Origin of the sequence: Actinomadura scrupuli, from assembly GCF_050971785.1 — a bacterium.
GTDB lineage: Bacteria > Actinomycetota > Actinomycetes > Streptosporangiales > Streptosporangiaceae > Actinomadura_E > Actinomadura_E scrupuli.
This window is the reverse complement of the sequence record NZ_JBPCCU010000007.1, coordinates 476567-496792: the sequence shown is the minus strand read 5'-3', so window position 1 is coordinate 496792 and position 20226 is coordinate 476567. Positions and strand designations below refer to the sequence as shown.

Annotated in this window: 18 protein-coding genes; 7 read left to right on the top strand and 11 right to left on the bottom strand. The window is 71.7% G+C overall.

The window, feature by feature from the left end:
- Positions 1-6: 6 nt before the first annotated feature.
- Complete coding sequence (locus tag ACRYCC_RS30625) at positions 7-438, top strand: hypothetical protein (RefSeq protein ID WP_433817198.1); 432 nt, start codon at positions 7-9, stop codon at positions 436-438.
- 75 nt (positions 439-513) lie between these two features.
- On the opposite strand, the gene ACRYCC_RS30620 is transcribed toward ACRYCC_RS30625, so the two are convergent.
- On the bottom strand, positions 514-972 hold the full coding sequence (locus ACRYCC_RS30620; RefSeq protein WP_433817197.1) for a CBS domain-containing protein: 459 nt from the start codon (positions 970-972) through the stop codon (positions 514-516).
- A gap of 134 nt (positions 973-1106) precedes the next feature.
- On the opposite strand from ACRYCC_RS30620, the gene ACRYCC_RS30615 reads away from it, so the two are divergent.
- Positions 1107-2381 carry an ArsB/NhaD family transporter gene (locus ACRYCC_RS30615; protein ID WP_433817196.1) on the top strand — a complete coding sequence of 425 codons (1275 nt, stop codon included), beginning with the start codon at positions 1107-1109 and terminating at the stop codon, positions 2379-2381.
- Between the two features lie 11 nt (positions 2382-2392).
- Here ACRYCC_RS30615 and ACRYCC_RS30610 read toward each other — a convergent pair whose 3' ends face one another.
- The 10 genes from ACRYCC_RS30610 to ACRYCC_RS30565 all read right to left on the bottom strand — a co-directional run bounded on the left by ACRYCC_RS30610 (position 2393) and on the right by ACRYCC_RS30565 (position 13427).
- Positions 2393-3334 carry a calcium/sodium antiporter gene (locus ACRYCC_RS30610; protein ID WP_433817195.1) on the bottom strand — a complete coding sequence of 314 codons (942 nt, stop codon included), beginning with the start codon at positions 3332-3334 and terminating at the stop codon, positions 2393-2395.
- A gap of 28 nt (positions 3335-3362) precedes the next feature.
- The gene (locus ACRYCC_RS30605; RefSeq protein WP_433817194.1) at positions 3363-4217 is read right to left on the bottom strand and encodes an alpha/beta fold hydrolase; all 855 of its coding nucleotides are present in this window, start codon (positions 4215-4217) and stop codon (positions 3363-3365) included.
- Between the two features lie 50 nt (positions 4218-4267).
- Positions 4268-5068, bottom strand: a complete 801-nt coding sequence (locus ACRYCC_RS30600) for a DUF2705 family protein (RefSeq protein WP_433817193.1) — start codon at positions 5066-5068, stop codon at positions 4268-4270.
- Positions 5065-5961 carry an ABC transporter ATP-binding protein gene (locus ACRYCC_RS30595; protein WP_433817192.1) on the bottom strand — a complete coding sequence of 299 codons (897 nt, stop codon included), beginning with the start codon at positions 5959-5961 and terminating at the stop codon, positions 5065-5067. Before ACRYCC_RS30595 ends, ACRYCC_RS30600 begins: the two co-directional genes overlap by 4 nt.
- A gap of 202 nt (positions 5962-6163) precedes the next feature.
- Entirely contained in the window at positions 6164-7828 is a 1665-nt protein-coding gene (locus tag ACRYCC_RS30590; protein WP_433817224.1) for a SulP family inorganic anion transporter, read from the bottom strand.
- 86 nt (positions 7829-7914) lie between these two features.
- On the bottom strand, positions 7915-8274 hold the full coding sequence (locus ACRYCC_RS30585) for an ArsR/SmtB family transcription factor (protein ID WP_433817191.1): 360 nt from the start codon (positions 8272-8274) through the stop codon (positions 7915-7917).
- Between the two features lie 178 nt (positions 8275-8452).
- Positions 8453-11098, bottom strand: coding sequence for a cation-translocating P-type ATPase (locus ACRYCC_RS30580; RefSeq protein WP_433817190.1), 2646 nt, complete (start codon positions 11096-11098; stop codon positions 8453-8455).
- 21 nt (positions 11099-11119) lie between these two features.
- Positions 11120-11392, bottom strand: coding sequence for an SHOCT domain-containing protein (locus tag ACRYCC_RS30575; RefSeq protein ID WP_433817189.1), 273 nt, complete (start codon positions 11390-11392; stop codon positions 11120-11122).
- A gap of 103 nt (positions 11393-11495) precedes the next feature.
- Positions 11496-12545, bottom strand: a complete 1050-nt coding sequence (locus ACRYCC_RS30570; protein WP_433817188.1) for a zinc-dependent alcohol dehydrogenase family protein — start codon at positions 12543-12545, stop codon at positions 11496-11498.
- Positions 12546-12638: 93 nt separating this feature from the next.
- Positions 12639-13427, bottom strand: coding sequence for a sigma 54 modulation/S30EA ribosomal C-terminal domain-containing protein (locus ACRYCC_RS30565; protein WP_433817187.1), 789 nt, complete (start codon positions 13425-13427; stop codon positions 12639-12641).
- Between the two features lie 220 nt (positions 13428-13647).
- Here ACRYCC_RS30565 and ACRYCC_RS30560 point away from each other — a divergent pair, with 220 nt between their 5' ends.
- From ACRYCC_RS30560 to ACRYCC_RS30540, 5 genes are read left to right on the top strand one after another with little or no spacing between them, the layout of a single operon-like run.
- On the top strand, positions 13648-15036 hold the full coding sequence (locus ACRYCC_RS30560) for a cytochrome ubiquinol oxidase subunit I (protein ID WP_433817186.1): 1389 nt from the start codon (positions 13648-13650) through the stop codon (positions 15034-15036).
- Positions 15037-15052: 16 nt separating this feature from the next.
- Positions 15053-16045, top strand: a complete 993-nt coding sequence (gene cydB / locus ACRYCC_RS30555) for a cytochrome d ubiquinol oxidase subunit II (RefSeq protein WP_433817185.1) — start codon at positions 15053-15055, stop codon at positions 16043-16045.
- A complete protein-coding gene (gene cydD, locus ACRYCC_RS30550) occupies positions 16042-17697 on the top strand; it encodes a thiol reductant ABC exporter subunit CydD (protein WP_433817184.1) in 1656 nt (551 codons plus the stop codon). Before cydB ends, cydD begins: the two co-directional genes overlap by 4 nt.
- Complete coding sequence (gene cydC, locus ACRYCC_RS30545) at positions 17694-19493, top strand: thiol reductant ABC exporter subunit CydC (protein WP_433817183.1); 1800 nt, start codon at positions 17694-17696, stop codon at positions 19491-19493. Before cydD ends, cydC begins: the two co-directional genes overlap by 4 nt.
- Positions 19490-20170: a DUF4389 domain-containing protein gene (locus tag ACRYCC_RS30540; protein WP_433817182.1), complete on the top strand. Its 681-nt coding sequence runs from the start codon at positions 19490-19492 to the stop codon at positions 20168-20170. Before cydC ends, ACRYCC_RS30540 begins: the two co-directional genes overlap by 4 nt.
- The last annotated feature ends 56 nt before the right edge of the window (positions 20171-20226 follow it).

Here is a 20226-nt window from a genome sequence, read left to right as displayed (position 1 = left end):
GTGCCCGTGGCCACCGTGGTGATCATCGGGGTGGTAGCGGTCTTGTTGGCGGTCGCCGATACCAACAGCGCCACGAAGATCGTTTCCGCGGTCACCGCGCTCGTGGGCATCGGCGGCCTCGGCCTGGGCATCTGGACGAACCTCCCCGGTTCCTCCGCGGGCCCGCTCGACGTCTCGGGCCGTTGGACCAAGGTCACTCAGTCCGGAAACCGGTTCGGCATGGTCCTGGAACAGGATGGAACGCTGACCGAGTGGCGTATCGGCGACGAGTCCGAAACCTGGGGTGGGACGTGGACCTGGCGCAAGACGGGCGGGATGGACGAACTCCAGATCACCATCGGCCCGTACGAGGCCAGACTCCGGCAGTCCGGTGCCCAGTTCCGCGGTGAGGAGCATTCCAAGGACGGCGTGCATTGGGTCACGCTCAGCCGCCCTTGAGCGTGCCGGCGGTCGGTTGACCTCAACCCCGGGGCGGATGGTCCGTGATCGCTTGACCCGTGATCAGGCGGGCGGCTAGCGCTCGGGCAGGAGCCGGGCCAGCAGTTGGGCGACGCTGATCGCGCCGAGCAGCGGAGCGGTCTTGCTGTCGGCCTCGACGACGGCGACCAGCGGGCTGCGTTGCGCGGCCATCAGCGCGGCGATCTCCATGACGGTGTCGTCGGGCGCGGCGACCGGCAGGGGAGTGCGGTCCTTGGGCAGCAGGTCCGCGACGGTCTTGCCGGCGAGGATGTCGCAGAGCCGGTCGGCGTGTGCTTCGTCCAGGACGCGTGCGAGCGCGGGGTCGTCCTGGACGTAGCGCGGGATGATCAGCCGTAGGAGCTGGGAGCCGGGGAGCACGGCGACGGGGTGGTCCCGGTCATCGACCACGATCAGGCCGGGGAGCCGGCGGTCGGCCAGCAGCCGCGCCGCCTCGAGGGCGCTGGTGTCCAGCCGTATCGTCGGATACGGGGCGGCCAGCTCGTGTGCCTGCACCCCTGCGACGCTACCTCACAGCGCCGGCGTGGACGCCGCTCGGGCGCTCGTGCCGATACCGTCGTGGACAGGTGTGCCGGGAAGACTGGTCGGCGGTGCCCTTGCCGACCCTCGATGCTTCTGGGAGCCCACGCGTGGCCGTCGCCGCAATCTCGATCTTCGTCGTCGCGTACGCGCTGCTCGCCTCCGAGAAGGTCCATCGCACGAAGGTCGCGCTCGGTGGTGCCGCACTGATGCTGTTGCTGCACATCAGCGACGCCGACAAGGCGTTCTTCGACTCCCGCACCGGGATCGACTGGAACGTCGTCTTCCTGCTGCTGGGCATGATGGTCATCGTGTCGGTGCTGCGGCAGACCGGCGTGTTCGAGTACGTCGCGATCTGGGCGGCCAAGAAGGCCCGCGGCAGGCCCTACCCGCTGATGGTCATGCTCGTGGTGATCACCGGGTGCGCGTCCGCGTTGCTGGACAACGTCACGACGGTGCTGCTGGTCGCGCCGGTGACGTTCCTGGTGTGCGAACGGCTCGCCCTGCGCGCCGCCCCGTACCTGATCGCCGAGGTGATGGCCTCCAACATTGGAGGTACGGCGACGCTGATCGGGGACCCGCCGAACATCATCATCGCCAGCCGGGCGGGCCTGTCGTTCAACGATTTCCTGGCCAATCTCGCACCGCTGATCGCAGGGCTGATGGTGGTGTTCTGCCTGTTGTGCCGGTGGCTGTTCCGCAAGGACTTCCACTACGACCCCGACCGGGTCGCGGAGGTGATGGCGCTCAACGAACGCGAGGCGATCAAGGACCGCGTGCTGCTGGTCCAGTGCCTGGTTGTGCTGGCGTTGGTGCTGGCCGCGTTCGTGCTGCACCCCGTCCTGCACTACGAGCCGTCTGTGGTCGCGCTGCTGGGAGGCGGGCTGCTCATCGCCGCCACGAAGGTCACCACCGCCGAGGCACTGGAAGAGGTCGAGTGGCCGACCCTGGTGTTCTTCGCCGGGCTGTTCGTCATGGTCGGCGGGCTGGTGGAGACCGGCGTCATCGGCGGCATCTCCCAGGCCGCCGCCGACCTCACCGGCGGCCGCCTCGGCTTCGCCGCCATGCTCCTGCTCGGCGCCTCCGCACTGCTATCGGCGATCATCGACAACATCCCCTACGTCGCCACCATGAGCCCCATCGTGTCCGACCTCGCCGCCCCGGCCGGTCCGGACGGGCACGTGCTCTGGTGGGCCCTGGCGCTCGGCGCGGACCTGGGCGGCAACGCCACCGCCATCGGCGCCTCCGCCAACGTCGTCGTGCTCGGTATCGCCGAACGAGCGGGACAGCGCATCGGTTTCTGGGGGTTCACCAAGTACGGCCTGATCGTCACCGTGGTGACGGTGGCCCTGTGCGTCCCCTACCTGTGGCTCCGCTACCTGTGAGACCGCCGCGCTCACAGCAACAACGGCAACGCCAGGACGTACACGACGGCCATGGCCAGTGACTCGAGGCGGGTGAGGCGCTGACCACGGGCCAGCAGCGCCCAGGCCAGACCGCTGACGCCGGCCATGACCGCGACCACGGCGGCGCCGCCGGCGTCCACTCGCGCGGGCGCGGCGAACGCGACGACCGCTCCGCCCGCCAGGCTGTTGAGCAGATTGCTGCCGAGCAGATTGCCCACCAGCAGGTCGGCCTCGCCGCGCCGCTGCGCCTGCAGGGTCGTGACCAGTTCCGGAAGCGACGTTCCGAACGCGACCAGGGTGAAGCCGATGAGCTGCTGGGACAGGCCGATCCGCGTCGCCAGGTCACTGCCGCCGACCACCAGGAGCTGGGTTCCGGTCAGCGTGCCCACCAGGCCCAGCACGGTCCGGGCGACCTCGATGGGCAGCCGGTGCGGCGTCGAGCCGTCCAGGAACTCCGCGGTCTCGGTCGCGAGCACATCGCCCGGCCGCTCGCGGGAGACCCGCAGCATCCACACCGTCACGGCGGCCAGCAGCACTGCCAGCACCACCCCGGCCGCGACATCCAGCCCGCGCAGGAGCAACACGGCGAACACGGCGACGGCACCGACCGACAGCGGCGCCTCCCGGCGCAGTACCGACGACCGCACCAGGACGGGAGCCACCAGCCCGGCCAGACCGAGCACCAGGGTCAGGTTGATGACGTTCGAGCCGACGAGATTCCCGACCGCCAGGCCCGCATGCCCTTGCGCCGCCGCCGTCCCCGACACCAGCAACTCCGGTGCGCTGGTACCGAATCCGATCACCACCACGCCCACGGTGACGGCGGACCACCCGGCCCGCCGGGCGATGCGGGCGGAGCCGAGCACCAGCTGGTCGGCCCCGAGAGTCAGCAGCGGCAGGCCGGCCACGAGGACGGCGAGGGAGATCAACACCGGCGGGCTCCTTCCGGGGAGCGGGTGTTCAGCATGGTTCTGCCGGTGGGAGCGTGCCGGGGCCGAGGAACCGCCGGATCCTGTCCGCGATCACGGTGTAGTCGTCGGCGCACCAGATGAGGTGGCCGGCGGACTCGGCGGCGAGGAGTTCGGCGTGCGGGATCCCGCCGGCAAGGGATTGGGCGTGCGCGAAGGGCACGGCGGCGTCCCTGCGGCCGGCGATGACCAGGGTCGGCTGTGTGACCTGGGATGTCACGTCCGGTGTGCTCTTGAGATCGTTGAGGAAGCCGCGCCCGGAACGCATATGGGAGAACAGCGTCACCAGGGTCGCCCGGTCTGCGTCGCTGAGAGCGGCCAGCACGTCGCGGGCCGGTTCGGTGGACAGCTCGCGCAGCATGAACCGGAGACCGGTCGCCGGTGCCAGGCCCATGAGGGTGTGCACGAGGCCCCACGTCAGCTTCTCGGTGACGGCGGAGAACACCACGTGCGCGCCGAGCCGGGTACGGCGGTCGGGCCAGGGAAGAAAGCTCACCGCGCTCTCCAGGATGAGGCGGCCGACGAGTTCCGGGTGCCGGGCGGCCATCGTCACCGCGGTCGGCCCGCCTCCCGAGATGCCCACGACCGCCGCTACACGGTCGATGCCGAGGTGCTCGCAGAGCCGGGCGGTGACGTCGGCGAAACCGGTCGGTGAGGTGCCGGTCCGCAGTGGCGTACGGCCGTAACCAGGACGGGACGGCACAAGGAGCGTGTAGCCGAGAGCGGCGAAGACGTCTTCGCCGAGCGCGAGCCCGGCGCGCATATGGCCACCGTGGAACACGATGACGGCGGCGTCGCCCCGCGCCTCGAACCGGAACTCGACCGGGCCCGCAGGCAGACGTGCCATGGTCGTGCCTCGTTCCACGGCGGGCACGGGGACGGCGGGGCCGGAGGGCGTCATCGCAGGTCCCTTCGCCGGAAGGCGGCCAGAGCGGCACCGAACAGCACGGCGGTGACCAGCAGCGGCGGCCACAGAGCGAGGGCGCTGGGCCCCTGGACGAGCATGTTGTGGTCGAGGTACCAGTGCCAGGGGCTCAACGCGCGGACGGCCCCGGCCATGCCGTGATCACTGAGCAGGTTCTGGAGGAGATAGCCGGCGACCGCGATCGCGGCGGTGACCGCGGTGGCAGGGCCGCGGCGTCCGGTGGCCGCGCCGATCATGAAGGCCAGGGTGGTGTGCAGCAACGCGAGCGTGTAGACGGCGGCGCAGGCCGCCAGCAGGTCGCCGGCCGCGATGCCGTCGAGAGCACCGAACAGCGGGCCCAGGGCCAGCAGTACGACGGCGAAGACCGCCACCACGGCGGCCAGGAGCGCGGTGGTGGCGAGGTAGCGTTCGGTGGCCACGCGGGTGCGGCTGACGGGGTTGGCCAGCAGCGGTTCCAGGGTGCCGTCCTCTTCGGCGCCGCCGATGGCGCGGGCTCCGGCACCGATACCGAAGACCAGGACGACCACGGGAACCACGGTGGCGAACAGCCGGGCGTGCAGGAAGCCCGCGGGGGAGGTGAGGGGCACGCCGGCCTGGTACCCGACCATCGACCGGAGCGTCTCCGGCAGGTTCCTGGTCAGGTCGTCGATGGAGCCCTGGTTCTTCAGCGACGGGTACAGCGACACCGTGAAGGCGACCAGAGCCGTCACCCCGGCCACCCACCACGCCAGTGAGCGGCGGCGGTCGGCCACAAGACGCGATGCGATGATCATGACTGCCCGGCCTCCTGGTAGTACCGCAGGAACACCTCGTCCAGATCGGCCTCGTGAGTGACGATCCGTACCACGTCCAGCGGAGCCACGGTCCTGATGACGTGGGCCGCCGAGCCCTCCACGACCAGCCGCACCGAGACTCCGGTGATGTCGGCCGCCACGACTCCCGGTACTCCGGTGAAGAGGCCGGGGTCGGGTTCTCGCCCGAGGTGGAGGTCGATGCGCTGGCGGGCCTGGCGCCGCAGTTCCTCCACCGCGGCGACCGTGACCAGCCTGCCGCGCCGCAGAATCGCCACCCGGCCGGCCAGTAGCTCGACCTCGGGCAGCACATGGCTGGACAGGAACACCGTCGCGCCGCCGGCGGCGAGTTCACGTACCAGACCTTGGAACTCGTGCTGCAGGAGCGGATCGAGACCGGAGGTGGGCTCGTCCAGGATCAGCAGTTCTGGCCGGTGCGCGACGGCCGCCACGATGCCCACCTTGCGGCGGTTGCCGGTCGACAGGTCACCCACTCGGCGCCCCGGATCGAGATCGAACCGCTCCAGCAGCTCCGCCACCCAGGCACGGTCATGACCGCCGCGCAGCCGCCCGTAGAAGCCGAGCAGGTCGGATGCGGTGTAGCGGGGATCGATGTACAGATCGGCGGGCAGGTAACCGACCTTGGCCCGGATCTCCGGGTCGGCGCCGGAACCACCGAGAAGCCGCGAACGGCCGGTGGTGGGACGCAGGAAGTCCAGCAGCAGCCGGATCGTGGTGGTCTTACCCGCACCGTTGGGACCGAGATACCCGAAGATCTCCCCGCGGGCGACCTCGAGGTTCACCTCGTCCAGGGCGAGCACCGGACCGAAGCGCTTGGTGAGACTTGTCGTGTCGATTGCGGCATCGCTGTGCATGCCGTCCTCCGGGAGCCGTCGCGGTCAGGACCGCCGACCAGACTTCCCGGCACACCGAGAAGGAACGTAACACCCTGACCCTCGGGTGGCCATGGCGGGAAGTCGCGGAGCCGATTCGGACATGCGGTTTCGGGTGCCCGAATCAAGCAGGGGGCGGCCGGGCGACGTCGTCGGCCCGCCGATCAGCCCGGTCGTCACCGGCTCACCGGCTCGCCTGCTCCGCTCGAGGCGTCGCGTGTTCGCCGGTGGCGTGTGCGGGGAGCAGCCCGGCTCCGTGCAGGTGAGCGCGGGCGAAGGCGATGGCCTCGGGCGTGGTGGTGAAGATCCGGCCGGTGGTGTGGAATCGGTGCAGGATGCCTAGGGCCTCCAGGCGAGGCCGGTGCGTGTCGCGGACACCTGAGATCAGCACGAGCGTGCCCCGGTGGGTGAGCCTGTCGATCGCGTCCTCGAGCACTCTCGCGCCGGAGGCGTCCATGGCGCTGATCCGCGACATCCGCAGGATCACCACCTTGACCTGCGCGGCTTCGGTGAGTTCCAGCAGGAAGCGGTGGGCGGCGGCGAACAGCAGCGGCCCGTCCAGGCGGTAGGCCACGATGTGCTCGCCCAGCAGCGCCTGCTCCTCCTCGTGGTGGTCCGCGGGCGGCAGGTCTGCGTGCAGCGGCACCTGCTCGGCGTGCGCCGCGTTGGCGACCGCGCGCAGCGCCAGCACGCCGGACAGGACCAGCCCGGCGATGACGGCGGCGACCAGGTTGAACGCGAGGGTGGTGGCGGCGGTCAGCGCCATGATCAGGGCTTCGCCCCGGCCGCTGCGGGCCAGCGCGCGCAGGGAGCCGACCTCGACCATGCGGATGGCGGTGGCGATCAGTACTCCGGCCAGGGCGGACAGGGGGATTCCGGCGACCAGCGGAGCGGCGGCGAACACGATGACCGCGAGGACGACGGCGTGGAGGAGAGCGGCCAGCCGGGACGCTCCGCCGCTGCGGACGTTGACGGCGGTGCGGGCGATGGCCCCGGTCGCGGCGACGCCTCCGAACAGCGGGGTGACCAGGTTGGCCAGGCCCTGGCCGAACAGCTCCCGGTCGGAGTCGTGCCGCTCCGAGACGCTCATCGCATCCGCGGCGGTCGCCGACATCAGCGACTCCAGCGCGGCCAGGGCCGCGACCGCCAGCGCGGACGGCAGCAGCGCGGGAATCGCGGAGGGGGACAGGAACGCCAGGGAGGGGGCGGGCAGCCCGGCGGGCAGGTGCCCGATGGTGGCGATGTCGAGGTGCGTGATCTGGACGACGACGGTCACGGCGGCCACCGCGAGCAGGGAGAACGGGACCGCGGGCCGGAACCTGGCTCCCAGCAGCATCGCGGCGGCCACCGCGCAGGCCACCGCCGGCGCGGCGAAGTGAGGATGCGCGGTGAAGCCGCGGATGGCCTGGAACGCGATGACGGCCGGGCTCTCGCCGTGCGGGGTCTTGACGCCGAGCGCGCCGGGGACCTGCTGCAGGGCGATGACGGCGGCGATGCCGACGGTGAAGCCCTCCACCACGGGGACCGGCACATAGGCCATGTAGCGCCCGGCCCTGCCCAACGCGAGGACCACCAGCACGGCCCCGGCCAGCAGGCCCACCGTCAGGAGCCCCGCGCTGCCGTACTGGTGCACGATCGGCACCAGCACCACGGTCATCGCCCCGGTCGGCCCGGAGACCTGCAGGTTCGATCCTCCGAACACGGCGGCGAGCGCGCCGGCGATGACGGCGGTGACCAGCCCGGCCTGAGCCCCCGCGCCTGAGGAGATCCCGAAACCCAGCGCGAGCGGCAGGGCGACGATGGCGACCGTCACCCCCGCCAGCACGTCCTTGCGGGGAGAGCGGCCCATGGTGGCCAGGATGTGCCGGGTGGGCAGCACCCCCGCGATCCGCTCCCGCAGGATCCGCACGGTCCTGCCGGTCGTCTTCAGGGTGCTCACGTGCTCTTGGCCACCGCTTCCTCGTCGGCCTCGCGCAGCTCGGCGAGGAGATCCTGCTGACCGGCCAGCAACTCGGTCAGGATGCGGCGCGCGGCCCGCATCAGGTCGGCGACGTCGCCGCCCGCCAGGGCGTAGATGACGGTGTCGCCGTCCCGGGTGGCGGTCACGATGCCCGAGCGGCGCAGCACGGCCAGTTGCTGGGAGAGGTTGGAGCGCTCCACCTCGATGCGGGTCAGCAGGTCGCGCACCGGCATCGGCCCGTCCTGCAGGAGCTCCAGCACGCGGATCCGCACCGGGTGCCCGAGCATCCGGAAGAACTCCGCCTTCGCCTGGTACAGCGGAACCGGCACGCCCATCAGCCCCTCTTCCGTTCCGGTTCGATCTGGTCCTTCGCGACCGGCGGGATCTCCATACCGTCCAGGATTACACGAATTGAAGAATTCTTCAATTCGTTGATCGTTACTCGGCGACTCGGCGACTCGGCGACTCGGCGACTCGGCCTCCGCGTGGCGATGCGCCCCGTCTCGGCGCCACTCAGCGTTCGCGGCGTCTGCGCAGCCCTTTCGCGAGTTCGACGGCCGCGTACGCCGCCACGGCCAGGGCGATGATCCGCAGCCACATGAGACCGTCGAGAGGAGCGGACCCGAAGACCTCGTTCATCGCGGGCACGTAGGTGAACAGCAGCTGGATCCCGAGCAGGGCCAGTGCGCCGGCACCGAACCAGGGGTTGCGCCGCAGTCCCCGCCAGAGCAGCGGGCGGTCCAGTGACAGGCAGTTGAACACGTAGCCGAGCAGGATCAGCGCGAAGACGTTGACGACGGCGGTGCGGGCCTGCGACAGCGACGCCTCGTGCGCGAGCTCCCAGTGGAACAGGCCGAAGGAGCCGGCGACCAGGATCGCCGAGACCAGCAGGATGCGCCCGGTCAGGACACGGCCGATGAGCGGGGCCGACGGGTCGCGGGGCGGCCGGCGCATGACCTCCGGGTCGCCGGGCTCGACCGCGAAGGGCAGGCCGAGTACGAGGACCGCGGTCATGTTGAGCCACAGGGCCTGGAGCGGCAGGATCGGCAGAGCGGTGCCCGCGACGATCGCGGCGACCAGGACGAGCCCGATCCCCACGTTGGCGGGCAGCGCCCACACGATGAACTTCACGAGGTTGTCGAAGACGCCGCGGCCTTCCTGGACGGCCGCCTCGATCGAGGCGAAGTCGTCGTCGGTGAGCACCATGTCGGCCGACTGCCTGGCGACCTCGGTGCCGCTGCGGCCCATGGCGACGCCGATGTCGGCCTGCTTGAGGGCGGGGGCGTCGTTGACGCCGTCGCCGGTCATCGCGACGACATGGGCGCGGCTCTGCAGCGCGCGCACCAGCCGGAGCTTCTGCTCGGGGGAGACCCGGGCGAACACGGCGGTGCGCTCGGCGGCGCCGGGCAGTTCCTCGTCGGGGCAGGCGGCCAGCTCGGAGCCGGTCATCACCGGGCCGGTGAGACCCATCCGGTCGCCGATGGCCCGCGCGGTGGCGGCATGGTCGCCACTGATCATCTTGACCTGGATTCCGGCGTCCAGGCAGGCCCGGACGGCCGCGGCGGCGGTCTCGCGCGGCGGGTCGTGCATGGCCTGCAGGCCGACGAAGGTCAGCGCGGGCAGGCGGGAGAGTTCCGCGGTCCCGGCCTCGGCCCGGCCCGTGGCGAAGGCCAGCACCCGCAGCGCCCGCGCCCCCAGGTCCTCGGCGAGCGTCAGGACCCCCGGCGCGTCGAGCGGTTCGGGATGGCCGCCGGCGCCGATCTGCTGCGCGCACAGGGCCAGGACCTGCTCGACCGAGCCCTTGACGTAGATGACGCCGCCCTCGTGCAGGGTCGCCATGTACCGGCGTTCCGACGTGAACAGCACCGTGTCCATCCGTGCCGGAGGGCTCAGCGGACCGGCCTTGGCCGCGCTGGCCAGCAGGGCGCCCTCGGTGGGGTCCCCGGCGACGTCCCAGCCGTCACCGGCGGGTACGAGCCGGGCGTCGTTGCAGGCCAGCCCCGCCATGAGGCAGTCGCCGAGCGCCCGGTCCGCGACCGCCAGGACCGGGCCGCCGCCGTGACGGACGGTCCCGACGGGCGAGTAGCCGGTCCCCGTCACCTCGTAGATCCGGCCCGCCGCAGCTATCACCGTGACGGTCATCTGGTTCTGGGTGAGCGTGCCGGTCTTGTCGGTGCAGATGACGGTGGTGCTGCCGAGCGTCTCCACCGCGGGCAGCTTGCGGACGATGGCGTGGCGGCCGACCATCCGGGCCGTACCGAAGGCCAGGGTGACCGTCACCACCGCGGGCAGTCCCTCGGGTATCGCGCCCACCGCCAGCGCGACCGCCGCCGTGAGCATCTCCGGGACCGGCTGGCCGCGCAGCAGCCCGATCCCGAACGTCACGGCGGCGAGCACCAGGATGGCCGCGGTGACGTAGGTGCTGAACCGCGCCAGCTTCCTGGTGAGCGGGGTCTGGATGCCCTCGGCGGTACCGATGAGCCGGTGGATCGCGCCCAGCTCGGTCCTCGCTCCGGTCGCCACCACGATGCCGAGGCCACTGCCGTAGGTCACCAGCGTGGCCGAGTACACCATGTTGCGCCGGTCCGCCAGGCTCGTCTCCGGCGGGAGCTCCGCCGGATCCTTGAGCACGGGAACCGACTCGCCGGTCAGGGCCGACTCGTCGACGGTCAGCTCCGCGGCCCGGAGCAGCCGCAGGTCGGCGGGGACCTTGTCGCCGGCCGTGAGCAGCACCAGGTCGCCGGGCACCACCTCGGCCGACGGCACCCGCAGCCGGGCGCCGTCGCGGATCACGACGGCGAAGGTCCGCGTCATCGCGGCCAGCGTCTCGAGGGCGTGTTCGGCCCGGGTCTCCTGGGCGAACCCGACCACGGCGTTCACCATGACGACGGCCAGGATCACGCCCGCGTCCACCCGTTCGCCCATGAACGCCGAGACCGCCATGCACGCGAGCAGGACATAGATGAGCGGGCTGTGGAACTGCAGCAGGAAACGGATCAGCGGGCCCTTGGAGACCACCGCGGGCAGCGTGTTCGGGCCCAGCCGGGCCAGGCGCTCGGCGGCGGACTCCCGGCTCAGCCCGGACACCACGTCGGCACCGCTCTCGGCGGCCACCCGTTCGGCCTGCCAGGAGTAGGGGTCGAGGATCGTGCCCGTCATGGTCTTCTCCACGGTCCGGGTTCAGGCCAGCTTGGCGAGGCGCTCTTCGTACTCCTCGGTGCTGATCTCGCCGCGGGCATAGCGTTCGGCGAGGATGCCCTGGGCGCGCTCGGTCCCGGTGGGGCCGGCCGGATTCGTGCGCTCGATGCCGGCCGCGGCGCGCACGATGAGCCAGACGACCGCCACGACGAGGGCGACGCAGAAGAGCATCATCGGCATCGCCCATGCCCACGTCCAGCCGTCATCGCCCATGTGCCCCCAGCCGGGACCTGCCAGTGCCGATGCGGTGTTCATGACTACCTCCTGAGGGATCCGGGCTCGACGCCCGGTGCGGATCTCGGGCCGGTCGCGGAGGCGAAGGTACTGTTCGGGATCGCCTCCGCGATGGCCGGCATGGTCAGCCGTTCCGGCCGATGACGACCTTGAGCGCCCCGGTCTCGCCCGCGCGGGAGAAGACGTCGTAGGCCTGCGTGAACTCGTCGAAGCCGAAGCGGTGGGTGACGAACCGCCGGGCGTCGATGTGGTGGCTCGTGAGCAGGCGCAGCAGCGTGGGCGTGGAGTAGGTGTCGACCAGCCCGGTCGTGATCGTCACGTTGCGGTCCCACAGCCGTTCCAGGTGCAGGGTGGCCGGCTTGCCGTGCACGCCGATGTTGGCGATGCGCCCGACGGGGCGTACGAGGTCGGCGGCGAGCTCGAAGGTGGCCGGCACTCCGACGGCTTCGATGGCGACGTCGGCTCCGAGGCCGCCGGTGAGTTCGCGTACGGCCGCGACGGGATCCTGCTGGCCGTTGTTCACCACGACGTCGGCACCGAACTGCTTGGCGGCGTCGAGCCGGGAGGACGCAAGATCGATCGCCACCACGAGGCTCGGGCTGAACAGCCGGGCACCGCCGATGGCGGACAGCCCGATCGGCCCCGCGCCGACGACGGCGACGACGACGCCGGGGTTGACCCGTCCGTTGAGGACCCCGGTTTCGTAACCGGTGGGCAGGATGTCGGCCAGCATCAGCAACTCCTCGTCGCTGACACCCTCTGGCGCCGGGTAGGTGGAGTTGTCGGCGAACGGGACGCGTACGTACTCGGCCTGGGTGCCGTCGATCCGGTTGCCGAGGATCCAGCCTCCTCCGCCGGTGCACTGGCCGTAGTGGCCGTCCCGGCAGAATCCGCACGCGCCGCACGCGCTGATGCACGAGACCAGGACGCGGTCGCCCGCGGTCACGTTCTTGACCCCGGTGCCGACCTCGGTGACGGTGCCCACCGCCTCGTGGCCGATGACGCGGCCGTCGGTGACGGTGGGGACGTCGCCTTTGAGGATGTGCAGGTCCGTCCCGCAGATCGTGGTGGTATCGACCCGGACGATGGCGTCGGTATCGGCGGTGAGCTCGGGGCGGGGGACGTCCTGCCACGCCTTGGCGCCCGGTCCGTGGTAGACGAGTGCCTTCATCATGACCTCCAGAGGTCGCCGGCTTCTGACTGCAGCTTGCGCCTTACCTGCTCGGCCGCGTCAGGGCTGAAGGTCCCGTGAATCCGGGACCGCTCGTCACGTCACGGGGACGATCAGGCCGTAGCGGCCGTCATGGCGGTGGTAGAGCAGGTTGCCCCGCCCGGTCCCCGCGTCGACGAAGAACACGAAGCGCTCGCCGGCGAGGTCGAGGCGGTCGACGGCCTCGCCGAGGGTGAGCTCGGGTGCCGGCGCACCCCCGACCGTGAGCGAGGTGGCGAACGGCCCCAGCGGCCCGGGCGCCGGCGTCGCCATCAGCAACCGGTACCCGCAGCCGGCGCGCAGGACCACCGCGTCGATCCCGGTGGTGGCCTCGGTGAACAGGTGGAAGTCGTAGTCGAGCCGTTCCATCTCCCGCACCGCGTCGTCGGCCGTCAGCCGGCCCAGCGTGTAGGCCTTGCGCCGGATCACCTCGTGTTCGGCGGCCGTGCGGGAGCCCGACGGCCGGTGGTCCACCCGGACCCCGTGGAGCCGTGATCGCACGGTGGGCGCCGTGCGCCCGCGTACCGTCTCCCAGTCCCGGGCCACCCGCTCCAGCCGTACGCGGAGCCGGTCACGGCCGAGCGCGATCGCCTCGTGCACGGTCGGGGCGGCGGCCTGGGCACGAACCATGCGCCCGTTCACGTCGACGTTGATCTGGGTGAGCGCCGGGCAGGGCAGAGCCGGGTCGTCGAGCACGGTCAGCCGGATCCGGGCTTCCAGCACCGGCTCGTGCGTGTGCTCGAGGAGCCTGCTGATCAGTGTCCGCGCACGGGCCGGTTCCAGGGCCGGCACCGGCCCGGACGTGAGCACCTCGATGTCCAGAATTCCCTCACTGCGAACGCGCATCGCTTCTCTCCTCGGTCTGGACGCCAGGTCGGATCGTCGCTCCTCATCGTCTTGACCGGGCGTCGGCGCCTCCTAGGGACCTTGGTCGGTTCCTGACCGGGACCGTGGGCCCGTACGGCGGGGCGGGTGACCTTGGACGCCCTTTCACGGGACCTTCGGCCCTCCGCCCGCACTCGCGCCGATGGTGCGCTGGTGGCCGACTTGAATCGAGGAGAGCCCTATGAACGCGCTGGACGTCGCGCGGTGGCAGTTCGGGATCACCACCGTCTACCACTTCGTCTTCGTGCCGTTGACGATCGGCCTGTCCATCCTGGTCGCCGGGATGCAGACCGCCTGGTACGTCAAGAAGGATCCGGTCTACCGGAGGATGACGAGGTTCTTCGGAAAGCTCTTCTTGATCAACTTCGCGATAGGCGTCGTCACCGGCATCGTGCAGGAGTTCCAGTTCGGCATGAATTGGTCGGACTACTCCCGGTTTGTGGGCGACGTGTTCGGGGCCCCGCTGGCGATGGAGGCGCTGCTGGCGTTCTTCCTGGAGTCGACGTTCCTCGGGCTGTGGATCTTCGGCTGGGACAAGCTGTCACCGAGGCTGCACCTGGCGACCATCTGGCTGGCGGCCATCGGCACCAACCTCTCCGCGTACTTCATCCTCGCCGCCAACTCCTGGATGCAGCATCCGGTCGGCTACCGGTTCAACCCGGACACCAAGCGCGCGGAGCTGACCAGCATCTGGAAGGTCCTCACCAACTCCACGACCCTGGTCACCTTCCCCCACGTGCTGTTCGGCGCCTTCCTGGTCGGCGGGGTGTTCCTCATCGGGATCGCCGCCTGGCATCTGGCCCGCGGCACCGACATCGTGCTGTTCCGCAGGGCGCTCCGCCTCGGCCTGTACGTCTCGCTGGTCGCCGTGATCGGCGTCACCGTCAGCGGCGACCTGCAGGCCCGGATCATGACCAGGCAGCAGCCGATGAAGATGGCCGCCGCCGAGGCGCTCTACGACACCTCCGGCCCCGCTTCGTTCTCCCTCTTCACGATCGGCTCGCTCGACGGCGGCCAGGAGCTCTGGAGTGTGCGTGCCCCGCACGTGCTGTCGTTCATGGCGACCGGGAAGGCCGACGGCACCGTCGAGGGCATCAACGACCTCCAGCGTCGGTACGAGCAGAAGTACGGGGCGGGAAGTTACAAGCCGGTCGTCCCGGTCACCTACTGGTCGTTCCGCTTCATGATCGGATTCGGTTTCGTGGTCGGCCTGCTGGCCCTGGCCGGGCTCTGGCTGACCCGGCGGGGCCGCACCCCCGCGTCCCGGTGGTTCACCCGGTCGGCTCTGGCCTGCATGGCGCTGCCGTTCCTCGGCAACACGATGGGCTGGATCTTCACCGAGATGGGCCGCCAGCCCTGGGCCGTGTTCGGTGTGCTGACGACCCGCGACGGGGTCTCACCGTCGGTCGGCACGCCGTCAATGATCATCTCGCTGACCGTCCTGACCCTGCTGTACGCGGTGCTGGCGGTGGTCGCCGGGGCGCTGATGGTCCGCTACGTACGGCTCGGACCGGCACCCGAGGGGGATACCCCGGCCGACGACGAGCCCCTGCCCGCCTTCCAGTACTGACACACCGGAGACACTCATGCATCTGACCACCGTGTGGTTCGTCCTGATCGCGGTGCTGTGGACGGGCTACTTCGTTCTCGAGGGTTTCGACTTCGGCGTCGGGATCCTGCTGCCCGTGCTCGGCCGTGACGACGCGGAACGCCGCACCCTCATCAACACGATCGGCCCGGTATGGGACGGCAACGAGGTGTGGCTGCTGACGGCGGGCGGCGCCACGTTCGCCGCGTTCCCCGAGTGGTACGCCTCGCTGTTCAGCGGCTTCTACCTGCCGCTGCTGCTGATCCTGGTGGCGCTGATCGTGCGCGGGGTCGCCTTCGAATACCGAGGGAAGATCGACAGCGCCCGCTGGCGCCGGAACTGGGACCGGGCCATCTTCTGGGGCTCGCTCGTCCCGGCGCTGCTGTGGGGCGTCGCCTTCGCCAACATCGTGCGCGGCGTGCCGCTGGACGCCCAGCGCCACTACACCGGAAACCTGTTCACCCTGCTCAACCCGTACGGCCTGCTCGGCGGCCTGACGACCCTGGGGGTCTTCACCCTCCACGGTGCGGTGTTCCTGGCGCTGAAGACCGGAGGCGAGCTCCGCGACCGGGCCCTCAACCTGATCACGGGCGGCTGGCTGCCGGTCGTCGCCGTCGCCGCGGCCTTCCTGGCCTGGACCCAGTTCGGGTACGGCCGGGCGGAGGTCTGGCCGGTCGTGGTGGCGGCCGCGGGCGCTCTGGTGGCCGGAGTGATCGCCGCGCTCGCCGGCCGGGAGGGCTGGGCCTTCCTGGGCACGGCGGCGGCGCTCGTGCTCACGGTCGCGGCGCTGTTCGGGGACCTGTGGCCGAACGTGCTGCCCTCCACCACCGCGGTGGCCAACAGCCTGACCGTGCACAACGCGTCCTCGACGCCGTACACCCTCACCGTGATGACCTGGGTCGCGGCGATCTTCACCCCGGTCGTGCTCGCCTACCAGTCCTGGACGTACTGGGTGTTCCGCAAGCGCCTCACCGTGAGCGCGTTCCGGTGAGGCCCCTCGACCCCCGCCTGCTCGGGCATGCTCGCGCGGCACGCCTCCACCTGCTGGGCACCGCGCTCTTCGGTGCCGCCGGGACCGCGCTCGTCCTCGCCCAGGCGGCCCTGCTCGCCCACCTGCTGGCGGCGGCGTTCACCGGCGCGACCGCCGGGAGCGCGCCGCTGCTTTTGCTCGGCGTGGTCGCCGCACGCGCCCTGGTGGCCTACGGAGGCGAGACCAGCGCGCTGCGGGCCGCCGCGACGGTGAAATCTCAGCTCCGCACGCGGCTGGTACGCCACTGCCTGCTCCACGGGGCGGGGGACGCGCGGCCGGGGGAGATCGTCACCCTCGCCACCCGCGGGCTGGACGCCCTCGACGCCTACTTCGCCAGATACCTCCCGCAGCTGGTCCTGGCCTGCCTGACGCCGCTCGCGGTCCTCGCCGTCGTCGGCGGCGCGGACCTGCTCTCGGCCGTCGTCATCGGTGTCACCCTGCCGATGATCCCGGTGTTCATGATCCTCGTGGGCCTGCACACCAGGGCGAGGACCGAACGCCAGTGGCACCTGCTGGAACGGCTCGGCGGGCACTTCCTCGACGTGGTCGAGGGGCTGCCCACCCTCAAGGTCTTCAACCGGGCCAAGGCGCAGGCGGGCACCATTCGGGAGATCACCGAGGCGCATCGCAGGACCACCATGAAGACCCTGCGGGTGGCCTTCCTGTCCGCGCTCGTGCTCGAGCTGCTGGCCACCCTGGCGGTGGCACTGGTGGCCGTGGAGGTCGGGCTGCGGCTGCTCGGCGGCGGCCTCTCCTACGAGACGGCCCTGCTGGTGCTGCTGCTCGCCCCCGAGGCGTACCTGCCGCTGCGCAACGTGGGCGCCCAGTTCCACGCGAGCATGGAGGGCACCGCCGCCGCCGAGCGCGCCCTCGACCTGCTCGACCTGCCTGCCCCAGCCGGCCCCCGGAGCGGGGCGCACGCCTTCGAGGGCCCCGGCGTCACGGCCGACGGCACCATCCGGTTGAAGGAGGTGACGGTCCGGTATGCCGATCGCGCTGCGCCGGCGCTCGACCGGGTCTCGCTGACGATCGCCCCGGGGGAGCGGGTCGTGATCGCCGGGCCCAGCGGCGCGGGCAAGAGCACGCTGCTCGGAGTGCTGCTGCGCCTGGTCGAGCCCGCCGAGGGCTCGGTGAACTTCGGCCACGTCCCCGCCGGCGACTGGCGCCGGCGGATCGCCTGGGTGCCCCAGCGGCCGTACCTGTTCGCCGGATCCGTCGCCGACAACATCCGGCTGGGCACGTCCGATGCGTCCCCGGAGGCCGTGCGGGAGGCGGCGCTGCTGGCCGGTGCCGCCGAGTTCATCGAGGCGCTCCCGCAGGCCTACGACACCGGCATCGGGGAACGCGGCGCACGCCTCTCGGCCGGTCAGCGGCAGCGCATCGCGCTGGCCCGCGCCTTCCTGCGCGACGCGCCCGTGCTCCTGCTCGACGAACCCACCGCCCACCTCGATCCGCTGACGGCCCGCGAGGTGCGCGACAGCGTCGAGCGCCTCATGGCCGGCCGTACGGTCGTCCTGGTCGCCCACGGCGACGGCTGGGCCGACGCCGCCGACCGGGTCCTCCACCTCGACGCCGGACGGCTCACCGGCAGGGCCCTGGCGGTGGTGTCATGACCCTCCCTCTCGCCCCCCGGGATCCCCTCCTGCGGTTTCTCCTGCTGGCCCGGCCGTTGCGCGGGCGCCTGATCGTGGCGGTACTGGCGGGGGCGGCCACCACGGCCGCGGGAATCGGGCTGCTGGCAGTGTCCGGCCTCCTCATCGCCAGGGCGGCCGAGCACCCCGGCGTCACCGCGCTGACCATCGCCGTGGTCACGGTGCGCGCCCTCGGAATCAGCCGTGGCCTCCTGCGCTACGCCGAACGGCTGGCCGGCCACGACGTCGCCTTCCGGGTGCTCGCGGACGTCCGGGTCCGGATCTACCAGCGGCTGGAGCGGCTCGCCCCCGCGGGCCTTCCCGCCTTCCGCTCCGGGGACCTGCTCACCCGGCTGGTCTCCGACGTCGACGCCACCCAGGATCTGTTCATCCGGGCAGTGGTGCCGCCGCTGGCCGCGTTGCTCGCGGGCGGCGGCGCGGTCGTCCTGTGCACGGTCCTGCTGACCTCCGCCGGGGTCGTCCTGGCGGCCGGGCTGCTCGCCGCCGGGCTGCTGGTGCCGCTGCTGGTCGGGGGCCTGGCCAGGCGATCGGGGAACCGCGCCACGGCGGCCCGCGGCGAGCTGGCCACCCGGGTCGTCGACGCCCTGAACGGCGCCCCGGACCTGCTGGCCTTCGGCGCGGCGGACCGCGCGCTCGACGGGGTGACGGCGGCGGATGCGGCACTCACGCGCCGTGCCCGCCGGGACGCCCTGGTCCAGGGCCTCGGTGCCGGGCTGGGACAGCTCGCCGCCGGAGCGGCCGTCTGGGGCGTCCTGCTGCTCGGCGTCGCCGCCGTCGAGCACGGAACCCTCGGGAGGGTGCCGCTGGCGGTCCTCACCCTCGCCGCGCTGGCGGCCTTCGAGTCCGTGACCACGCTGCCCGCCGCGGCGGCCCGGCTGAGTGCCACCCGGGCGGCCGCCGGGCGGGTCACCGAGGTGCTCGACGCTCCCGAGCCGGTCCGTGTCCCCGATCGGCCACTGCCGCCACCGGCGGCACCCGTGACCGTACTGCTGCGCGGCGCCCGCGCCCGGTACGGGCCGGACGAGCCGTGGGCCCTCGACGGCGTCGACCTCGACCTCACCCCCGGCCGGCGGATCGCCGTCGTGGGGCCCAGCGGGGCGGGCAAGAGCACGCTCGCCGCGGTACTCCTGCGCTTCCTCGACATCGAGGAGGGCACGGCCACCCTCAACGGCGCCGACCTGGCGGCCTACGACCCCGACGACGTGCGCGCGGTCATCGGCGGCTGCGCACAGGACCCGCACATCTTCGACACGACCCTGCGGGAGAACCTCCGGCTCGCCCGTCCCGGCTCGACCGACCGAGAAATGGACGCCGCCGCGGTCAGGGCCAGGCTGCTGCCGTGGATCGAGTCGCTCCCGCGGGGCTGGGAGACGCCGGTGGGCGTCCACGGAGCGGCTCTGTCCGGCGGGGAACGGCAACGGCTGGCACTGGCCCGCGCGCTGCTGGCCGACCCGGCACTGCTCGTGCTCGACGAGCCGACCGCTCATCTCGACGCCCCCAACCGGCGGGCCCTCATGCGCGACCTGCTCCAGGCCACCCGGGGCCGGGCGGTGCTGCTCATCACCCATGACCTGACCGGGCTGGAGGAGTTCGACGAGATCGTCGTGCTCGACCGGGGCCGGGTGGCCGAGCGCGGCACCCACGCTCGGCTCAAGGCCGGGATCTCCGGCGCCCACCGGCACGAACGTGAGGACCGTTTCTACGCCCGCAGCCTGACCCCCATCCTGAACACCCCAGAGAACGGAGCCGTCCCATGACGACAAGGTACGAACCCGTCCGGCTCGAGGCCCGCCTCGACGCCCCCCTGTCACGCTGGCTGTGGCTGGTGAAGTGGCTGCTGCTGATCCCGCACTACGTCGTGCTGTTCTTCCTGTCGGTGGCCTTCGTGGTGCTGACGGTCGTGGCGTTCTTCGCGATCCTGTTCACCGGCCGGTACCCGCGCTCGATCTTCGATTTCAACCTCGGGGTGATGCGCTGGTGGTGGCGGGTGCACTACTACGGCTACAACGCGCTGGCCACCGACCGCTACCCGCCCTTCACGCTCGCGGACGTGCCGGACTACCCCGCCCGGCTGGAGATCGCCTACCCGGAGCGGCTCTCCCGCGGCCTGGTGCTGGTCAAGTGGTGGCTGCTGGCGATTCCGCACTACCTGATCCTGGCCGCGCTCTCCGGGGGCGGGCCGCATGCGGCCTCCGGCGACCGGAGCTGGTCCTGGCAGACCCCGGGCCTGCTCAGCCTCCTGGTGCTGGTGGCCGTGGTCGGCCTGCTGTTCACGGGACGCTACCTGGACGGCATCTTTGCACTGGTCGTCGGCGTCAACCGCTGGGTGTTCCGGGTGGGCGCCTACGTGCTGCTGATGACCGACGAATACCCGCCGTTCCGCCTCGACCAGGGCGGCCCGGATCCGGCCGGTCAGGCGCCGGCCGGCGGATGAGCAGCGCCCTGTCCGGCGTCCTGGGAGGGATGCCGGACAGGGCGCCACCGCGGCGC